This is a genomic window from Anaerococcus tetradius (genome assembly GCF_947087635.1).
Classification (GTDB): domain Bacteria; phylum Bacillota; class Clostridia; order Tissierellales; family Peptoniphilaceae; genus Anaerococcus; species Anaerococcus tetradius.
In genome coordinates, this window is record NZ_CAMUDP010000001.1 from 61,085 (window position 1) to 80,427 (window position 19,343).

The following is a 19,343-nucleotide window of genomic DNA, read 5'->3' on the forward strand; positions in this document are numbered from 1 at the left end:
TATAGTCAATTATCAAGGATAAATTTCTTGTTATTAATTTTATCAAAAAAAGTCCCAAGCCATAAAGGCTGAGACTAATTTTTAATCTATATTATTCTTATCGCCCTCGATAGGATCTTCTGTTTTTTCTTCGTTTTCCAGCTTAGAATCTTCACTATTTTTTTCTTCTTTGCTTTCATGAGCAAGTTCTACCTCAGCCTGATCAGATCCTTTTTTATTTAGGATGGCCATAAATTCTTCACCTGTTATGGTTTCTTCTTTGAGCAAGAAATCAGAAATTTCGTGAAGTTTGTCTAGATTATCCTTGAGGATTTCGATAGCTCTCATATGGGCTTGGGATATGATTTTGGCAACTTTCTCGTCGATTTTATTGCCGGTTCCGTCAGAAACTATCATAGCCCTTTGACCGCCTAGGTATCTTCCTTGGATTTGTTCTAATTGCATAAAGTCAAATTCATCATCCATACCATAGATAGTTACCATATTCCTTGCTATTGCTGTTGCTTTTTCGATATCGTTACTTGCTCCGGTAGTTTTGGTATTAAAGATTAACTCTTCTGCAGACCTACCTCCAGCGAAGGTTACTATTTCATCGAATAGTTCTTGCTTGGTCATGATGTATTTCTCATCCTTATCCACAGTCATAGTATAACCTAGGGCTCCACCAGTTCTTGGAACTATGGTAATCTTGGTTACTGGTGTCTTTTGAGTTTGGATAGCTGCAACTAGAGCATGTCCTACTTCATGATAAGCTATTATTTTCTTTTGGTCATCGCTTATTACAGCATTTTTCTTTTGTTGACCAGCTATTACTGTCTCTATTGATTCTTCTAGGTCCTCTTGAGTTAGCTTTTTACGTCCTTCCCTTACTGCACGAAGGGCTCCTTCATTAACTATGTTTGCAAGGTCGGCACCACTTGTTCCAGCAGTTCTTTTTGCAATTTCTTCATAGTCTATGTCATCTTCACGTTTTATGTTTTTTGCATGAACTTTTAGTATGTCTTCACGACCCTTTAGGTCTGGAAGTTCAACTTGTACCTGCCTATCAAAACGACCTGGTCTAGTTAGGGCAGGGTCTAGGATTTCTGGCCTATTGGTTGCTGCTAGAAGAACTACTCCTTCTGTCGCATCGAAACCATCCATTTCATTAAGAAGTTGGTTTAGGGTTTGTTCACGCTCATCATTTCCAGAATAACCAGAAACATCACGTTTTTTACCAATAGCATCAATCTCATCTATAAATACTATACAAGGTGCCTTCTCCTTGGCTTGCTTGAACAAGTCACGAACCTTGCTTGCCCCCATACCTACAAACATCTCAACAAATTCAGAACCTGATATAGAGAAGAATGGAACATTAGCCTCACCTGCTACGGCTTTGGCCATAAGGGTTTTTCCTGTTCCTGGAGGGCCTACCAAAAGCACTCCCTTAGGAACTTTAGCTCCTATTTCCTTGTACTTTCCAGGTTTGTGGAGGAAGTCAACTATTTCGCTTAGGGAATCCTTGGCTTCTTCTTGGCCTGCTACATCCTTAAAGGTCTTGCCTGTTTTGTTTTCTACATAGATTTTGGCATTAGATTTGCCAAAATTCATGAAGTCTCCGCCACCACGGCCACCCATGGTTTTGGTTAGTGATCTTGATGCAAAGTAGAAGATTACCCAGATAAATACCAAAGGCAAAACACTTGTCAAGAACAAGGATAGATAAGGATTCATCTTGGTTTCTATCTCTTGTCTAAAGACTAGTTTGTCGTTTTTTTCTTTTGCCTTTAGAAGCCTTTCTGTAAGGTCTTTGTCTTGCCATAAACCTGTTTCGTAGACTTTTTCATCTCCATCCACCTTGGCTTTGAAGGTGTATTTTTGATCATCTTTTGATACTTCAGTTACTTGATCGTGATTGATCATCTCTACAAACTGACTGTAGGATACTTCCTTAACACTCTCATCTTTAGCGATGGGGTTTAAGGCAAATCTTATTACTATGAAAATTACTATGGCAATCAACCAATAATATAATAGGGGTTTCTTGCCTTCATTTCGGTTAAACATCTAAACCACTCCTGTTTATGTATTTATCAAGCAGGGCTTCTAAGGCCTCTAATTCTTCAACTATTGTTTTTAGGTTGACATCTATTCCTTCCTCTGGAATATCATCCCTTATAGTTTGGAAATATCTATCAACCATGTGAGCAGCTTTCTCACCACTTTCGGTAAGGACTACAATTACAACTCTTTCGTCTTCTTCGCTTCTAACTCTTTTTACGAAGCCTTGTTTTTCTAGTCTCTTGCATATATTAGAAATATTACCACCTGTTATACCTATGGCCTTGCCGAGGCTACCAATGGATATGGCTTTTTCTCTATTTGAATAAAGGGTAATAATCATCTTTAATTGTAATGGTGTTATATCTAGTTCATTTGCAGTATCTTGTAACAACAAATCAATTTTATGTGAAATTTCTCTTATCATTGAGAATATGGAATTATTAAATTCAAAAAAATCAATATGCTTTTCTGTCATATTTCCTCCTGAAATAATTGTGCTACACTATTATCTTACATATAAGTTAAATTTTTTCAATATTTGATATCTATATTTCAAATATACTTTTACATACTATAAGGATATTTGACTTATTTATATTACTATTTTTTATTCTAGGGTCAATTTTAGAATTTAATTTTTCTTATACAGATAAATATATAGATAAAAACTTTCGAGATGGTGATTTTCTCGAAAGCCCTTGGTTATTTGCTTGATTTTTTAATATTGTTGATATATCTAACTGCATTTAAGCCTGCAAGCTGACCCTCGCCTACTGCTTTCATTATCTGGTAAGGCTTACCACTTATATCTCCTGCGGCAAAAAGTCCCTTGATATTAGTAGCCATGTTTCTATCAACTTCTATGTGATTGTCGATAAGCTTTATGGAAGGGACTAATCTTTGTGGCTTGGATGAGTCTTTTATTACGAAAAAACCGTCCGCCTTGATTTCTCTTCCCGACTTAAATTCCAAGACTTCTGCTCTATCCTTTCCCTTAAAGCCCCAAGCTATTTCATCATCTATTAGGTCTACTTTGGGATTTAGTGAGATATCCTTCTTGTACATATTTACAAAGCTTACTTTTCCTACTATTTCTGCTACAAAGTTTGCTTCTTCTATGCTTTCTTCATTATAACCAATTACAACTATTTCCTTTCCCTTATATAGGGCCGCATCACAAGTTGCACAATAGCTTATGCCCTTGGCGAAAAATTTCTCCTCATTTATCAAATCCTTCTTCCTATCTATACCACAGGCTATTATTGTAGATCTTGCTTCAATAAATTCTCCTGATTTGAGGGCTAGAGCAAAATACTCGCCCATGGCATAAACTGTCTGAATTTTCTCTTTGGAAAAGGTAATTTCATAAGATTTTAAGCTTTTTTTGAATCTTTCATTTAATTCTTTTCCGCTTATATCCTCAAAACCCAAGTAGTTTTTGATTGATTCAGTCTTAACAAGGGAGGGTGAATCTTCACCAAAGACAATAACTGATTTATTTCTAACTTTTGAATTTAAAGCGGCGCTAAGTCCAGCAGGACCTGCGCCGATTATCGCCAAATCATATCTCATTATTGGTATTTGTCCATTTTTTCAACTATTGCTTCTTTTGGATGGAAACCTATTAGATTTTCTTTTAGGACACCGTCCTTAAAAATCATCAAGGAAGGAACTGCATTTACATTGTATTGACTTGCTATATCTTCAGATTCGTCCACGTCTATATTATAAATCGTATAAGCGCCTGCTAATTCTTCTAAAATAGGAGCTTGCATCTTGCATGGTCCACACCAAGTTGCTGAAAAATCAACTAGGATCAAGCCCTTACCACTTTCTACTTCTTGTCTGAATTCATTTGAGTTTAGTTTTTTCATAATATCTCCTAACTATTTTGTTCTACTAATCCTGAAACTTGATTTACTGGAAGGGAGTAGATTATACCCCTTCCTTCTTTTTCAAGTTCCATCTCCTTATATATTTTACCCTTTATCGTCTCTTCTAATTCTTTTTTTATGAGCATTAAGACAATATCCTTTTCTGGCTCTATGGTCATATTGAAAAATATTGGTGATTTTATGTTTTTTCCAGATCCCCTGCCGTGAATTAGAGTTGCGCCACGTGCCCATTAGCTTGGACTATGTGGATAGCCTTTTGACCAAGATGCCTATCCACTATTACATATAGACATACATATTCCATACTATAATCCTTTCCATCAAGAGCTGTAGAAAAAGCTATTGCCGTATTTACACCCCTTAATTTGTCCTCTATTTTATTAAATAATATATTTGCTTTTTCTTCATCAAATAAAGCTGTTACTATTTCTTTTTTTCTCTTATCTATGTGAAGCTTATTTAGTATTTCGCTTGGGGCAGAGCCTTCTCCATAAAAACAAGCTATGGCAAAAGCACCTTCAGCTTTTAGTTATTTCATAAATTCGCTTCCCTTGCCGCCTGGCAGAATTATCCTAATATATTGCATTAACTCCTCCCCTTAAACAAAGTTCCTAGAATCATAATGGTAATAACAGGCATCAAGGCAACGAAGGCGATTACTCCAAGTCCATCTCCTACATTTCCAGCAACTCCCTGACAAAAGGCTAATATAAAGGTTGCTGTCATTGGCCCCGAGGCAACTCCACCTGAATCAAAGGCTATTCCAACAAATATTTGAGGAACCTTCCTAGATAATAATAAGGAAATCACAAAATCTGGAACTATTACCATCCACAGAGAAAATCCTTCTATCTTTATCCTAAATATTGCAAGCATAACCGCAAAGGCAACACCTATTGATAGGGCCCTTAGGATTAGTTTTCTTGGAATTGATCCTCCTGTAACATCTTCTACCTGCTCGGCTAAGACTGCTACTGCTGGTTCTGCCAAGACTACAAGAAGACCTAGGATAAAGGCTATTAGGGCTAAGAGTTTAGAATCCCTCAAGGCTTCACCCATAACTCTTGCAAGTTCCATAAAACCTGCCTAAACAGATGTTAGAAATATAATAAGGGGTTGTTGCAAAACTATGAATAATCATCGTACCATCGTTAGAAGGTTCTCTTAGGAAATTTTACCTCTCCTTGCCGGTGGGCATATTAGTGCCTGCCGACTGATGGAGGCATTTAGCCCGTCGGCGTTATGAGACTTTCCGTGGAGCTTCTTCTAACGATAATGGTACGATTTATTCATTCTGCAACAGCCCCAACTCATCTTTTTCTAACTTAAAGTTTAAAATCAAAACCAAAAGGGCAATAAGAACAACTGCTTTAGCATTGTTTTTTATTTGCTCAAAAAAATATTAATCACATCATTTTTCTTATAGAAAAAGAGGCAATCTCATGATTGTCTCTTTTTCTTATTAGCTTAATTATCTATTTAATGCTTGAGAAGCTGTAATTATTGCTATTTCATAAACATCTTCTTCTGAACAACCTCTTGAAAGGTCATTAACAGGTGCGTTTAATCCTTGTAATATTGGGCCTAGGGCCTTGTATCCACCAAGTCTTTGTGCAATCTTATAACCAATATTTCCTGCTTGAAGGTCTGGGAAGATGAATACATTACATTTACCAGCTACTTTTGATCCTGGAGCCTTGTGAGCTGCAGTTTCAGGGTCGATTGCTGCGTCAAATTGGATTTCTCCTTCTATTTTAATATCAGGATCAATTTCTAAGGCTCTAGCCTTTGCCTTAGCCACTTTTGTAGCCAAATCATGGTGGGCTGAACCATGAGTTGAAAATGATAGAAGGGCAACATATGGATCCATACCAAATGATTTAGCACTCTTTGCAGTTTCTACTGCAACTTCTGCAAGTTCATCAGATTCTAGGGTGATATTTACTGCTGTATCAGCAAATACAAGTTGGTTGCCTTTTGGTCCTATCATAACCATTACACCAGATACTCTATTTACACCTGGTTTTGTTCTGATAATTTGAAGAGCTGGTCTTATGGTATCTCCTGTTGTATGAATAGCACCTGAAACCATTCCGTCTGCAAAGCCTTCTTTAATTAGCATTACGCCAAAATAGTTTACATTAGTTTTTAGTAAGAATTCCGCTTCTTCTTTGCTTGTTTTGCCACGTCTAGCCTCTACAAAGCCTTCAACTAATTTATCAAAATCTTCTGAATATTGTGGGTTAATTATTTTTAAATCACCAAGTTTTAATCCTAGCTTGTCAGCTGTTTTTTGAATTTCGCCTTGATCTCCCAAAACTATTGGGATAAGAAGTCCCTCTTGTTTATGTCTTAAAGCAGCAGCAAGTATCCTTGGATCGCTACCTTCTGGAAAAACGATTTTTAAATTTTTTCCCTCTATTGCTTCTCTTGCGTTTTCTAATATACCTTTTGGCATTTAATCCTCCTTGTGGAATTCGTTAATTATACTATAACTATACCCAATATTTTTCAAAGTGAAGCTTAGTTATTTTATTAACTTTTTGCTTTATTTAAAGCCTCTAACTCACTTTTCGATAGGTCCTTATCGCTTGAGCCCTTAACTATTTCTTTTACATAAACAGTAGAGCCTGAGTTTGAGTATAGGCTAGTTAGCACTATTCCATTATGGAAATTATCCAAAAGACATAGGCTAAAGGATAAGGTGTTGGTCTGTCCATCAAAAGCATCGAAATGAATAATCGCCATGTTACTTATTGCTCCCATGGTCGTGTCCTTGGCCTCTATTGCCCTCTGATCAATAGTTCTTATTTCTTTATTGGAACTTTCTATCCTATCATTGATAGATAGTAAAAGCTCTTCAAGGTTCATATCGATATTACCCCTAAGAAGATGGTCATATCTTTGTTTTTGCCTTCTAAGTTTATTATTAATTGATTTTATTAGGGCAAATTCAGCTATCACTATTACAATAAGGATCGCCAAAATCACATAAATTCCTGTCATTATTTCCTTCTTTCTATAATTTCTATGTTACTATTATATATACTCATACACTCGCTAACAGTTGCCTCATAGTCATAAAACTCATCAATTGCAGATAAATTAATCTTTATGGTTGGAAGAGCGTTAATTATTGCGTCCTTTAGCATATTATTAGCTATAACTCCATCGCTAAGGGTTTCTTTCCTACCATATTGAAGAATAGGGGAGAAATTTTTAAGTGCTATTAGAGAAAGTTTGACCATTTCTATTTGTGGCTCGGCTGCTCTAATAAAAAATCCTCGATCGATTATTCGCTTCTTTTTAAACTCACTAATCAATTCATTTGCTCTTTTTATATCTTCATCAGCTAGGAGGTTGAGCTTTTCGCTTATTTTATCTAATGTTTCATATGAAACATTTAAAGAGTCAATTTTTTTATCCATCATTCTAATGAGATTAATTGCCATATTAGCGACGAAGATAACTACAGCTCCACCCCCTGGGTTTGCAGTCGGCTTTTTTATTTGATGGAGAAGCTCTCCTACAGTCATATTAATCATCAGTTAGTCTCCAATATATATTTTCAATGTCTTCAACTGTGAAACAATCAATTATTAACTTGTAGGTATCTCCAGTCTTATCTATTTTAACTTTTGACCCAACTCTTTCCATAAATTTTTCTTCATAATCCTCTAATAGGATTTTATCTATATCACTAAGACCATTCTTCTGTGTTTTTTTTGAATCCTTATCCTTTTTATTTCCTATCTTTTCGGCATCCCTCACCTTTAATTTCTTGTTGATAAAATCATCCAAGGCCTTTTTTCTCTCATCTTCATCTTTTATTGATAAGAGGGTTCTTGCTTGTGAAGAAGTAATCTTTTTTTCTAGTAAGGCTCTACTTTCACTCTCGTTTAACTTTAGAAGTCTCATAGAGTTGGCAATATATGATCTGGACTTGCCAACTGTTTTTGATATTTCTTCTTGAGTCATTGAAAAGTCATCACTAATTTTTTTATAGGCCCTAGCCTCTTCTATGGGATTTAAATCTTCCCTTTGAATGTTTTCAATTAAGGAAAGTATATCTATATCTTTCTTAGTATAATCCCTTACTATGGCATCAATTTTCTTTAGGCCTAACTTAATACTAGCCCTATATCTTCTTTCACCAGCAAGTATTTCGTATCTTTCACATTTTTTTGTTAGCACAATAGGATTAAGTAAGCCGTATTCCTTAATGGATTCAGAAAGCCCTTCAATAGCTTCTTCATCAAAAATATTTCTAGGCTGGTCATCCCTAGGATCAATTAGGCTTAGGTCTATTTGTTCTATACTTTCCCTAACTTCCTTACTATTTGTTTCTGGTATAAGGGCTGACAATCCCCTACCCAATGTCTTTTTTCCTGTCATCTTATTCACCTATTAATTCTTTCGCTAATAACTTATAAGCCTTAGCTCCCTTAGAGCCTTCTTCATAGGCAAGAACTGGCTTGCCATAGGAAGGAGCTTCTGCCAAGTTTACATCCCTAGGTATCATAGTCTTAAAGACCTTATCCTTAAAATAGGTCTTAACCTCTTCTACAACCTCGTAAGAAAGACTATTCGCCTTATCAAACATTGTAAATAAGACTCCCTCTATTTGTAAGTTCTTATTAAGAGAATCCCTAACTAATTCATAAGTTTTCATCAATTCACTTACTCCTTCAAGGGCGTAATACTCAGTTTGGATAGGAATTATAATTGAACCACTCGCAACTAGAGCGTTTATAGACAAAAGTCCCAAGGAAGGTGGACAATCAATAAATATATAGTCATATGAATCGTCGATTTTCTCAACAATTCTCTTTAAAAGTTCTGTTCTTTCAACTGGATCTAAACTAACTAGCTCCACCTCAAGACCTGATAAGGCACTTTCAGATTTTATTAAAAAAACTCCTGACTTTGTTTCTTTTATATACTTAGTAATTTCTATATCTTTATTAATTTCTTTTGTTATAGGAAGCTCACAGTCAACTGCTTCTTCATCTTTGGTATCTTCACCTTCATCTTTGGCATCTTCTTCGTCATTCATTTGAGAATTTATTTCATTAAATAAATCATAAATAGAATCTTCACCATCGTATTTATCTAGGCCAAGTCCTGTTGTAGTATTAGCTTGGGGATCCATATCTATCACCAGAACTTTTTTTCCTTCTTTAGCTAAACTGGCAGCAAGATTTACTACACTTGTAGTCTTGCCCACCCCGCCTTTTTGGTTAAAAATCGAGATTTTCTTCATAATCACCTCTTATAAATATTATTGATAAATCTATAGCCCTATTCTTAGCCCTAAGTCTTACCCTATTCCTATCTCCATTAAATTGGAATTCTTTAAGTAAGTATTTGCCGTTATAAAGGATTCCAACAAAAACATGACCCAGATGGGCGTAACCTGTAGTGGCTATACACAAATTCGCTTTACTCTTCTCATAAAGTCCATCTAACATCTCTTTGAGGACTTGCCTACTTACCACGTCATATTTTTCTATTGTTTCATATGAAACATTTAAAAGCTTATTCTTTGTTTCGTTTGAATAAGTGATATAGGACTCATGTATAACATCGCTTGCACCTGGAATATCTATGATAGAGCTTGCAATAAGTCCGCCTGTAATTGATTCAGCACTTGCAAGTGTTTCATTTTTCTTTCTAAGCAAGTCGATTAAAATTTCTTCTTTCCTCTTATCCTCAAAAGTTATTAGATATTTGGCTAGAGCTTCTTTAACTTTTTTCTTTCCTTCTTCTAAAAGCTTGTCAGCATCTTTTTCAGTTTCTGCTTTTGCAGTTATTCTTAAAATACAACCATAGTCAGTCGCATAGGGACTAATAGTCGGGTTAGAACCTGTTAGGTCAACCCTACTTGCCATATCCCACTCACCTAAAAGTGCCGTCTTAGCAGTAACTGTCTTTATTATAGAGTCTTTGACAAGTTGTAATTCATTATCAAACATATAGGTCATCTCATGAGGGGGACCTGGCAAGAGGATGAATTTACTTTTTGATTCTATGATACAGCCCGGTGCTGTACCTTTTGGATTTTTAAGTATAGTAGCAGACTTTGGAAAAATAGCTTGCTTCTTATTTATTTTAATTGCCCTATCCTTCTTCTCAAAATATTCTTCTAAGGCCTTCATAGAATCAGGATCAACAACAAGCTCATTTTCTTTGCCACATACTTTAACTACAACTTCTTTAGTTATGTCATCAGCTGTTGGTCCCAAACCACCAGTTAGAAAAATATAATCATAAAGTCCGTTTGCCTCACTCAAGACCTTATAGAGCCTATCAAAATTATCACCTACCGTTACCATCTTATAGACATCTATTCCCATCTCCTTTAGATGACTAGCTATGTATTGTAAATTTGTATCTACAATATTTCCTAATAAAATTTCTGTTCCTACAGAACAAATTAAAGCCTGCATACATAACACTCCTTATGATTGTATTCATATAGAATATTTTACCATAAAAAAAGGAGCACTTGCAAAATGAAATGTAGAATAATTTTTTTACATTTTCAAACAACAAAAGCTCACTTAATTTTTTTATCATTGTTTCATATGAAACATTATAGGGGTTCTTTCTTAGGGAGATTTTTGCCCCTAGGATATTTGTCCTTAGTCTTTTTAACTTTTTCTATTACTATATTAACTCTTTCATTGCCATCCAAGTCAAAAGCTTTAATCTCTTTTACTCTTCCACCTAGTATCTTTAATGCGTTTTTGCTAGCTTCTAGTTCTTCTTCTGCCTTTGGTCCCTTGAGGGCGATAAATAAACCACCTATCTTTAAGAATGGTAGGGCGTATTCTGAAAGGGTAGCCATATTTGCTACAGCCCTTGATACAACAACATCAAAGCTTTCCCTTTTTTCCCTAGCATAATCTTCTGCCCTAGTGTGGATGGCCCTGGTATTTTTAAGTCCTAACTTTTCTATAACTTCATTCATAAAGACTACTTTTTTATTTACAGAATCGATTAAAGTTAAGTCGAAATCTTTTTCAATCCTTAGGGGAAGACCTGGAAAGCCAGCACCTGCCCCTATATCAAGTACCTTATCTTTTTCCTTAATATAGGATAATACTGTTAGAGAATCCTTGAAATGTTTAATTTCGATTTCTCTAGGATTGGTTATGGCTGTAAGGTTGGTATGAGCATTTACCTCTAGCAGGTAATCCATGTAGATTTGATAAGCTTTATCCATCTAATTCACCTGTCTTTAGTCTAATCAAAAGTACATTTATATCGGCAGGTGAAACGCCTGATATTCTTGAAGCTTGACCTATGGATTCTGGTTGAATTTCGTTAAGTTTTTCACACGATTCTTTCTTTAAACCAGGAATCTTAAAATAGTCTATATTTTTGGCTAGTTTTTTTCCTTCCAATTTCTTGAATTTATCTATATCAGCCATTTGCTTTTTGATATAGCCTTCGTACTTAATTTCTGTTTGGACTTGGATTTGTTGGAACTTTGGTAATTGAGGTCTATCAGGGTCAAAGGCTTCTAGCATATCATAATCAACTTCTGGCCTTTTTAGAAGGTCATATAAGCTAATGCCATTTTTTAGTGGTGAGGTGTTTAACTCTTCAAGTTTTTGGTTTGTTTCAGCTTTTGGTGTTAGGCTTACTGATTTTAACCTCTCTATTTCGCAGTCTATAGCATTTCTTTTAGCCAACATTTTTTGATATCTTTCTTCACTTACAAGGCCTATGTCATAGCCAAGTTTAGTAAGTCTTTGATCAGCATTATCTTGACGCATGGTCAACCTATATTCGCATCTTGAGGTCATCATCCTATAAGGCTCTTTTGTTCCCTCAGTTACCAAATCATCTATCAAGACACCGATATAAGCATCAGACCTATCTAAGATTAGAGGCTTTTCACCTTTTATCTTTAGGGCAGCATTAATGCCTGCTATTAAGCCTTGACCAGCTGCTTCCTCATAACCACTAGAGCCATTGATTTGACCTGCAAAATACAAACCCTCATAATCCTTTGACTCGAGTGTTCTGTAAAGTTTTCTTGTATCAATCATGTCATATTCAATAGCGTAGGCTGGCCTCATTATTTTCACATCCTCTAAGCCAACGATGGTTTTGTAAAAATCAAATTGCACTTCTTGGGGTAGGGATGAGGATACACCTTGGATATACATTTCATCCGTTGTTAGACCTTCAGGCTCTATAAATACTTGATGGACATCCCTATCTGGAAATCTTACCATCTTATCTTCTATGGAAGGGCAATATCTTGGACCAATTCCTTTTATATGACCACCATAAATAGGTGATCTATATAAGTTTTCCATAATTATTTCTTTAGTTTCAGGTCTAGTATAAGTTAAATAGCAATCTTCTTGATGCCTATGAGAGAAATCCTCTCCCTCGTTTAAAAATGAAAAAGGAATAACTTCCTTATCACCTTTTTGAACCTCTGTTTTTTCTAGATGTAGAGATTTTCTATCAACCCTTGCTGGTGTTCCTGTCTTAAATCTTCTAAGTTCAAAACCCATTTCCCTTAAAGAATCAGAAAGGAAAGTCGCAGCAGATAGGCCGTGAGGGCCTGATACCTTTTCATATTCTCCAATAAGGATTTTTCCATTCAAATATGTTCCTGTACAGATTATCAAGGCCTTACATTCAAATATTGCACCTTGGACTGTTTCACATGAAACAATTTTTCCATCCTTATAATTTATCTTGTCTACTTCTTGTTCGAAAAGATCAACTTCGTCTTCTAAAGTTTTCTTCATTTCGTCATGATAGGCTCTTTTGTCAGCTTGAACTCTTAAAGAATGGACAGCTGGACCCTTGCTAGTATTTAGCATCCTTGATTGGATAAAGGTCTTGTCAATATTTATAGCCATCTGTCCACCAAGGGCATCTATCTCTCTAACTATATGTCCCTTACCAGTTCCACCGATATTAGGATTGCAAGGCATATCAGCGATTGATTCCATACTAGTTGTTAGAATGAGGGTCTTTAGGCCTAGCCTAGAAGCAGCAAGCCCTGCTTCACAACCAGCATGACCTGCCCCTACCACTATTACATCATAGCTTCCTGCTTTATATTTATTTTCCAACACAAAACTCCTTAAATACTTTATCCATTATCTCATCAGAAACAGATTCTCCAATAATAAGACCCAAATCGTCATAGGCGCCCCTTAAATCAACTTCACAAGCATCTATAGGGATTCCCCTATTGATATCATATAGTGAAGAAGTAAGCTTCTTACTTGCCATATTCAAGAGCCTCTCATGACGGGTATTAGTTATAAGAACTGATTCTCTCTTTAATTCCTTGGTATTAAACATCTCAGTTATAGTCTCTTCTAATTTATCAATACCTTCTTCATTTATCATTGAGGTCCTGATTATAGGTAGACTAGTCTTTAAGATTTTTTCATCAAACTTTCCACTAAGGTCTGTTTTATTTAAAATTATTATAGCATTTTTGCCTTCGATTAAATCCATGATTTTCTTATCTTCTTGGTCAAAATCTCTAGATGAGTCAAAAATTGCAATAATTAAATCTGATTGGTCTATAAGTTCTATGGACTTATCGACTCCGATTTTTTCGACTACATCATCAGTCTCCCTAATTCCTGCGGTATCATTGATTTTAAGTGTAAAATCACCGAAAGAAATGTACTCGGTAATAAGATCTCTTGTAGTACCTGGAATATCGGTTACTATAGCCCTATTCTCATTCAATAGATTATTGAGCAAGGAAGACTTACCCACATTAGGTTTGCCAATTATTGTTGTGTTGATACCATCTCTTACTATTTTTCCCTTGTTGGAAGTATTTAGTAGCTTATCAATCATGTCCTTAGCCTTGTCCATGTAGACAATAATTTCATCTTTAGGAAGGTCTTCTCCATCCTCTGTGAAATTAATAGAATATTCCAATCTTGACAAGGCTTCTAGAAGCTCCTGTCTGATAGAATTAATCTTTTCTCTCAAGGCTCCATTTAATTGATTTATGCCTTCTTTTTGGCTCAAATCATTTCTCGCGTTAATAATATCAAGAACGGCTTCTGCCTGAGATAGGTCGATTCTGCCATTGAGAAAGGCCCTCTTTGTAAATTCTCCAGCTTCAGCTAAATCACAACCCCTATCAAGCAAGAGATTGAGAATTTTTTTTACGGAAACAAAAGAGCCGTGGCAATTTATTTCGCATATATCTTCTCTAGTATAAGTAAAGGGAGCCTTCATAAAGCAAACCATTACTTCATCAATTATTTCTCCCTGATTATCTATAATATTTCCATAGCGCATCTTTCTATTATCGTCATTCTTATCGAGTGGCTTTCCCATAATCGGTCTAAATATTTGACTAACTATCTCATAGGCTTTTGGTCCACTCATCCTGACTATGGATATACCACCAGTCCCAGACGGTGTAGAAATCGCAGCAATTGTTCTCTCTTCCATATTTACTCCTTTATATACACTACTTTGACTAGTGGTTTGTAACATAAGAATTATAGTGGAAAAACTGAATTTGTCAACATTTAATCCTGACTGTCTCCGCTTTACTTAAAAATTCGTAGAAAAAATTTGTAGATTTCGATTAATATGTTATATTAGATACAGAATAAAATATTTTGGAGGGATTATGCAACTACAATCATTAAGCTCTCTGCAATGGAATCTTATAGCAGGAGGTCTGGCAATATTCTTGTTCGGTATCTCCCTTATGGGGGAAGCTTTGACAAGTTTTGCCGGCCCCAAGCTTAGAGGATATGTAGAGAAGTACACTTCCAATCCAATAATGGGAGTTTTGGTTGGTATAGTTATAACAGGTTTAATTCAATCATCATCTGCAACAACAGTAATTGCCATAAGCTTTGTTAGGGCTGGCGTAATGAGCCTAGAGCAAGCTATTGGAGTAATACTTGGAGCAAATATTGGTACGACCGTTACGTCTATATTAATAGGTTTCGACCTAGGATACTTATCGTATTTCATAGCCTTAATAGGTGTTGTTATTACGATGTTTTCATCAAAAAGAAGAAATAAATATGTCGGAGAAATAATGTTAGGTTTTGGCCTATTATTTATAGGACTCGAAATGATGGGTGGATCTCTAACTGAGCTAAAAAACATAGATGGTTTTGACAAAATCGTCGCTAACATGGCTCAAAACCCAATCATAGCTGTGTTAATAGGTGCAGCATTGACAGCTTTAATTCAATCATCATCAGCTTTTATTGGTATTATCCAATCTTTATTTGCCTCTGGAGCCATTGATTTAAGTGTAGCTTTGGGTCTTATGTTTGGAGCAAATATAGGTACCTGCATTACCGCTGTCCTTGCTTCCTTGGGTGGATCTCTATCAGCAAGAAGAACTTCTACCTTCCATGTTCTATTTAATGTAATGATATCTCTAATATTCTTACTATTCCTAAATCCATACGAAACTTTAGTAAGAAGCATAGCGGATTTTTTAGGCACAAATAAGCTAATGACCATAGCCGTTGGTCACTTTACCTTTAACTTTATTGGTATGATTATATTCCTACCACTAATAAAATATGTAGCCAAGGCACTAAATAAAATAATACCTGGTAAGGATTCAATATTTTCTGATCTTGGAAACCTAGAATTAGATGAAAGACTTATTGAAACTTTCCCAGTAGGAGCTCTTGATCAAATAGAATCTGCCATCCTAAAAGAATCAAAAGTAGCCCTCGAAACAATAAAGCAAACCAAAAAATACCTACTCGAAAAAGATAGAAAGTACCTAGAAACTGCTAATCAAGCAGAATCAATTGTAAATGACATGGACACTAAAATCCAAGCCTATCTCCTATCTATTGCCCAAAATTCAAGTCATATGGATATAGAAGCTGAAGTTCAAAATTACCTACAAATTCAAATCAACGTTGAAAGAACCTCAGACCTGGCTCAAAATTTAGGCGAATACTACGAAGAGATATACGAATCTGGAGCAAGCTATAATGAAGAAGCTCTCTCAGACCTTGAAGATATTTACAATCTTGTAATAAACAACTTCGTAAATTCCATAGAAGTCTTTAATAACAAAAATGAAGTCCTCTTTAGAAGATTAGGTGAAGATGAGGCAGCCTTAGACCTTATGGAAACAAATCTAAGAAAGGCCCACTACAAAAGACTTGCAAATGGTGAGGATATGACAACCATAGCCTCTTATGTATTTAACGATATCTTATCAACTATGGAAAGAATCGGGGATCATGCTTACAATATCGCAAGAATAACAATGGAACCTGTTAAAATACACGATACTTTATCTCACCGCAAATTTGAAGATGGAGATGAAGAAATTATAAAAGCCTATGATAAAATTGAAAAACATATAAACTAATTTCAATTAAGGAGCTGTTTAAGAAATAATAATTATCCTAAATCATTAGAACTCCTCGGAAAAATTAATTAGGACCCTAGGGACTGTTAGATTTCCTAAGAACATCATCTTGTGATTGCTGGGAGATTATTCATAAAATTAAACAGTCCCTTTTTTTATCCTGTCTTTTACATGAATATCAAAAAAAGCCCTTGCAGATAATCAATAAGGGTCTTATTGAATCTGCAAAAGCTTCTTTAATTAATCTTCTATATAATCAACTACCACATATCTTCTAGGCTCAGAACCTTCTGAGTGACTAGATACATTTTGGTGTTTGGATATTTCTTCGTGAGCTAGTCTTCTTTCGTATGAATTCATATATCTTAAATTCCAGCTCTTCTTACTTTTTTGAACCTTTCTAGCAGTATCTCTAGCAAGTTCAACTATCTTTTCATCCCTGCGTTTCTTATAAGAGTTGATATCGACATTAACTCTTACATTATTTCTTCTAGAATCAACTGCTTTTCTAACAATAAGTTCTATGGCATCTAGGGTAGAACCTGCCTTGCCTATAGCAATTCCTGTATCCTTCTCGTCAACCCTAGCATCAAGTTTGATAATATTATCTTCCAAATCACCTATTACACTTACATTTTCAAAATGCATGGCCTTTAGGATACTTTCTAATAGGTCCTTTGCTTCGTAAAACTTATCTATATCAGCCTTTTGCTTAGCTTTTCCATAATCAACACTTAGCTTTGTTTCTTCGTCATCTAGATCTTTAGCTTCTTTTGTTTCAGCATCGATTTCTGGAGAGCCTTCTTCGCTTAGCTCTAATTTTTCTTCTAAAACATCATCTACTGGGATTTTTACAGGCTCTTCTTCTTTATAATCATAGTCTTTGACGAAGGATTCTGTATTTTCAATCTCTTTTTCTAGGTTTGATAGGGCTTCTTTGATGTCTTCTTCATAACTTACCCTAACAACAGCATCCTTACTTCCAATAAGACCAAGAAAGCCACTAGATTCTTCTTCGATAATCTCTACTTCTACTTCATCTCTACTTTTACCAATTTCATCAAGAGCAAGCTTGATAGCTGCATCTTTAGTTTTAGCACTCTTAATTATTGACTTTTTCATCTTCTAACTCCGTTTTATTAGCTTTCATATAAAAATGCATAATTACCATAATTACAAGTCTGAATACAGAACTTAGGGTGTAATAAAGTGGCAAACCTGCTGGTAGACCCCTAAATATGAAAAAATACATCAAAGGCATTATCAAAAACATATTGTTCATATTTCCCATAGCTCCACCCTGTTGCATTTGAGGGTTTGTTTTCATTGAGAAAAGTTGAACGGCAACTTGGGATAAACTTGTAAGTAGTGGAAGAGCAAACCAATAAGGGTCCTTATCTAATAGATTAGATATCCAATAGAAATTTGTCCTAACATTATCTAAGCCTTCAGGGAATACATACTTTGTAGTATCTCCCATCATCCTAAACAATCCAAAAAGAATCATAATTTGGATAATCATTACAAGGCAACCAGAAATACCAGGAGTTACTCCCTCTTCCTTATAAAGTTGTTGCATCTTTTTTTGCATTATTTGTTGGTCGTAACTATATTTTTTTTGGATTTCTTCCATCTTTGGTTTGAAAATCTTTGTTCTCTCTGCTTGTTTTTGTTGGCTAACGGTCATTGGTATAATTAAAAGACTTACAAGCAAAGTCATAATTATTATAGCTATGGCATAAAAACTAATATTTGTAGGCTCTGTGAAATTAGCTTGCAAGCTATCATAGATCCATCTCATCAGTTGGCCTAAAATACCGGCTAGTACTTTAATCATATAAACTCCATTATTTCAGTATTTTCTTATATTTCCTAAAGAAAAGTTTAGTTAACTGGGTCATAACCTCCCTTAGAAAATGGATTACATCGTAAAATTCTCCACACAGACATAAAAAACGCTTTCAAGAATCCATGCTTCCTAAAAGCCTCCAGGGCATATTGGGAACAAGTTGGTTGAAACTTACACTTTGAATATCCTAGTTGTGGAGAAATAAATCTTTGATAAAACTTAATTATTGCAATGAATAATTTATTTAACATAAAAAATCATCTTCTTTTTAAAAGCTTTACTAAGAACATGACCCAGAGATTTTTTTAAATCATCGTAAGTAAAATCTATCGTATGTTTCTTTGGGATAATTACGACATCTACAGCATTAATAGATCCGTAATTAATCCTAATAATATCCCTAAGCTTTCTTTTAAGAGAATTTCTAACATTAGCCTTACCTATCTTTTTACTTATGGAAAAACCAAATCTAGGATGTTTTTGACCGTTATTTTTCACTAAAACAGTGAAATCCCTATTGTAGAAAGCTTGGTTTCTTTTATATACTCTTTGAAAGTCTGCGTCTTTTCTTAAACTAATTCTTTTTTCCATTAAACACTTCTTAACTATTTGTAGAAAAGTAAAAAATATAAACAAGAGCCTTATATAAGGCCCCTCCTAATCTATATACAATTAATACTTTCTAGCTTAAGCAGATAATCTTTTTCTGTTTTTTCTTCTTCTAGCTTTTAGTACTCTTCTACCACCTGGGCTTGACATTCTTTTTCTAAAGCCGTGATCTTTTGATCTCTTTCTTCTATTTGGTTGATAAGTTCTTTTCATGCTTACACCTCCTACTCTTTTTTTGACTCATACTATTATATTGAAATAAAGCTAATCTGTCAAGATTTTTGAGTAAAAAAATAATATTTTGTAAAAAACTAGGCTCTAAAGAATAGCCTTGAATATAATTTCAATTTAAGCAGAATATTTTTCCACTAATATCAGTTTTTTCGGAATAAATTTCCAGTGTGGATAATTTTCTTGATAAAATTTCTATCCACAACTTTTAAACAAAAAATCTCCATGAATAATTTTGTAAAATCATCTCATATTATAATTTTTTTTGGCTTATCTAGTCAATTTATGAAAATTTTATGAGAAAGACTAAATAAATACACAGACTTATCCACAT

21 protein-coding genes are annotated in these 19,343 nt (G+C 34.8%); 1 reads left to right on the top strand and 20 read right to left on the bottom strand.

The features are described 5' to 3' along the window. Nucleotides 1-81: 81 nt before the first annotated feature. From ftsH to mnmE, 15 genes are all read right to left on the bottom strand, one after another. Nucleotides 82-2,049, bottom strand: coding sequence for an ATP-dependent zinc metalloprotease FtsH (gene ftsH / locus P6936_RS00310; protein WP_276880532.1), 1,968 nt, complete (start codon nt 2,047-2,049; stop codon nt 82-84). Continuing rightward, complete coding sequence (locus tag P6936_RS00315; protein WP_004836582.1) at nt 2,042-2,521, bottom strand: MarR family winged helix-turn-helix transcriptional regulator; 480 nt, start codon at nt 2,519-2,521, stop codon at nt 2,042-2,044. Before P6936_RS00315 ends, ftsH begins: the two co-directional genes overlap by 8 nt. A gap of 227 nt (nt 2,522-2,748) precedes the next feature. Beyond that, nucleotides 2,749-3,606 carry an NAD(P)/FAD-dependent oxidoreductase gene (locus P6936_RS00320; RefSeq protein WP_338079159.1) on the bottom strand — a complete coding sequence of 286 codons (858 nt, stop codon included), beginning with the start codon at nt 3,604-3,606 and terminating at the stop codon, nt 2,749-2,751. Between the two features lie 11 nt (nt 3,607-3,617). Next, on the bottom strand, nt 3,618-3,920 hold the full coding sequence (trxA, locus tag P6936_RS00325) for a thioredoxin (RefSeq protein ID WP_004836580.1): 303 nt from the start codon (nt 3,918-3,920) through the stop codon (nt 3,618-3,620). Nucleotides 3,921-3,928: 8 nt separating this feature from the next. Then, nucleotides 3,929-4,066: a hypothetical protein gene (locus tag P6936_RS00330; protein ID WP_248596431.1), complete on the bottom strand. Its 138-nt coding sequence runs from the start codon at nt 4,064-4,066 to the stop codon at nt 3,929-3,931. A 460-nt stretch (nt 4,067-4,526) separates the two neighbouring features. Beyond that, nucleotides 4,527-5,018, bottom strand: coding sequence for a DUF1538 domain-containing protein (locus P6936_RS00335; RefSeq protein WP_004836578.1), 492 nt, complete (start codon nt 5,016-5,018; stop codon nt 4,527-4,529). Nucleotides 5,019-5,412: 394 nt separating this feature from the next. Further along, complete coding sequence (pta, locus tag P6936_RS00340) at nt 5,413-6,399, bottom strand: phosphate acetyltransferase (RefSeq protein WP_276880533.1); 987 nt, start codon at nt 6,397-6,399, stop codon at nt 5,413-5,415. Between the two features lie 77 nt (nt 6,400-6,476). After that, the gene (locus P6936_RS00345; RefSeq protein ID WP_004836576.1) at nt 6,477-6,947 is read right to left on the bottom strand and encodes a DUF4446 family protein; all 471 of its coding nucleotides are present in this window, start codon (nt 6,945-6,947) and stop codon (nt 6,477-6,479) included. Then, nucleotides 6,947-7,486, bottom strand: coding sequence for a cyclodeaminase/cyclohydrolase family protein (locus P6936_RS00350; protein WP_004836575.1), 540 nt, complete (start codon nt 7,484-7,486; stop codon nt 6,947-6,949). Before P6936_RS00350 ends, P6936_RS00345 begins: the two co-directional genes overlap by 1 nt. Further along, nucleotides 7,479-8,336, bottom strand: coding sequence for a ParB/RepB/Spo0J family partition protein (locus P6936_RS00355; RefSeq protein ID WP_040349380.1), 858 nt, complete (start codon nt 8,334-8,336; stop codon nt 7,479-7,481). The genes P6936_RS00350 and P6936_RS00355 overlap by 8 nt, the downstream gene beginning before the upstream one ends. A 1-nt stretch (nt 8,337) precedes the next feature. Further along, on the bottom strand, nt 8,338-9,204 hold the full coding sequence (locus P6936_RS00360; RefSeq protein WP_004836573.1) for a ParA family protein: 867 nt from the start codon (nt 9,202-9,204) through the stop codon (nt 8,338-8,340). Next, the gene (locus P6936_RS00365; RefSeq protein WP_276880534.1) at nt 9,182-10,390 is read right to left on the bottom strand and encodes a CinA family nicotinamide mononucleotide deamidase-related protein; all 1,209 of its coding nucleotides are present in this window, start codon (nt 10,388-10,390) and stop codon (nt 9,182-9,184) included. Before P6936_RS00365 ends, P6936_RS00360 begins: the two co-directional genes overlap by 23 nt. Nucleotides 10,391-10,536: 146 nt before the next feature. Continuing rightward, a complete protein-coding gene (gene rsmG / locus P6936_RS00370; RefSeq protein ID WP_004836571.1) occupies nt 10,537-11,169 on the bottom strand; it encodes a 16S rRNA (guanine(527)-N(7))-methyltransferase RsmG in 633 nt (210 codons plus the stop codon). Further along, a complete protein-coding gene (gene mnmG, locus P6936_RS00375; RefSeq protein WP_040349378.1) occupies nt 11,162-13,048 on the bottom strand; it encodes a tRNA uridine-5-carboxymethylaminomethyl(34) synthesis enzyme MnmG in 1,887 nt (628 codons plus the stop codon). Before mnmG ends, rsmG begins: the two co-directional genes overlap by 8 nt. Continuing rightward, nucleotides 13,038-14,405 (bottom strand): tRNA uridine-5-carboxymethylaminomethyl(34) synthesis GTPase MnmE, encoded by a 1,368-nt coding sequence (gene mnmE, locus P6936_RS00380; protein WP_040349376.1) that lies wholly within the window; start codon nt 14,403-14,405, stop codon nt 13,038-13,040. The genes mnmG and mnmE overlap by 11 nt, the downstream gene beginning before the upstream one ends. Nucleotides 14,406-14,589: 184 nt before the next feature. Between mnmE and P6936_RS00385 the strand changes: the two genes are divergently transcribed. Beyond that, nucleotides 14,590-16,320, top strand: a complete 1,731-nt coding sequence (locus P6936_RS00385; RefSeq protein ID WP_004836568.1) for a Na/Pi cotransporter family protein — start codon at nt 14,590-14,592, stop codon at nt 16,318-16,320. Nucleotides 16,321-16,560: 240 nt separating this feature from the next. On the opposite strand, the gene jag is transcribed toward P6936_RS00385, so the two are convergent. The 5 genes from jag to rpmH all read right to left on the bottom strand — a co-directional run bounded on the left by jag (nt 16,561) and on the right by rpmH (nt 18,991). Further along, nucleotides 16,561-17,442 carry an RNA-binding cell elongation regulator Jag/EloR gene (gene jag, locus P6936_RS00390; protein ID WP_276880535.1) on the bottom strand — a complete coding sequence of 294 codons (882 nt, stop codon included), beginning with the start codon at nt 17,440-17,442 and terminating at the stop codon, nt 16,561-16,563. Beyond that, complete coding sequence (locus P6936_RS00395) at nt 17,423-18,157, bottom strand: YidC/Oxa1 family membrane protein insertase (protein ID WP_004836566.1); 735 nt, start codon at nt 18,155-18,157, stop codon at nt 17,423-17,425. The genes jag and P6936_RS00395 overlap by 20 nt, the downstream gene beginning before the upstream one ends. A 47-nt stretch (nt 18,158-18,204) precedes the next feature. Further along, nucleotides 18,205-18,420 carry a membrane protein insertion efficiency factor YidD gene (gene yidD, locus P6936_RS00400; RefSeq protein WP_004836565.1) on the bottom strand — a complete coding sequence of 72 codons (216 nt, stop codon included), beginning with the start codon at nt 18,418-18,420 and terminating at the stop codon, nt 18,205-18,207. Continuing rightward, nucleotides 18,410-18,760: a ribonuclease P protein component gene (rnpA, locus tag P6936_RS00405; RefSeq protein WP_004836564.1), complete on the bottom strand. Its 351-nt coding sequence runs from the start codon at nt 18,758-18,760 to the stop codon at nt 18,410-18,412. The genes yidD and rnpA overlap by 11 nt, the downstream gene beginning before the upstream one ends. A gap of 96 nt (nt 18,761-18,856) precedes the next feature. Then, a complete protein-coding gene (gene rpmH, locus P6936_RS00410; RefSeq protein ID WP_004836563.1) occupies nt 18,857-18,991 on the bottom strand; it encodes a 50S ribosomal protein L34 in 135 nt (44 codons plus the stop codon). Between the last annotated feature and the right edge of the window lie 352 nt (nt 18,992-19,343).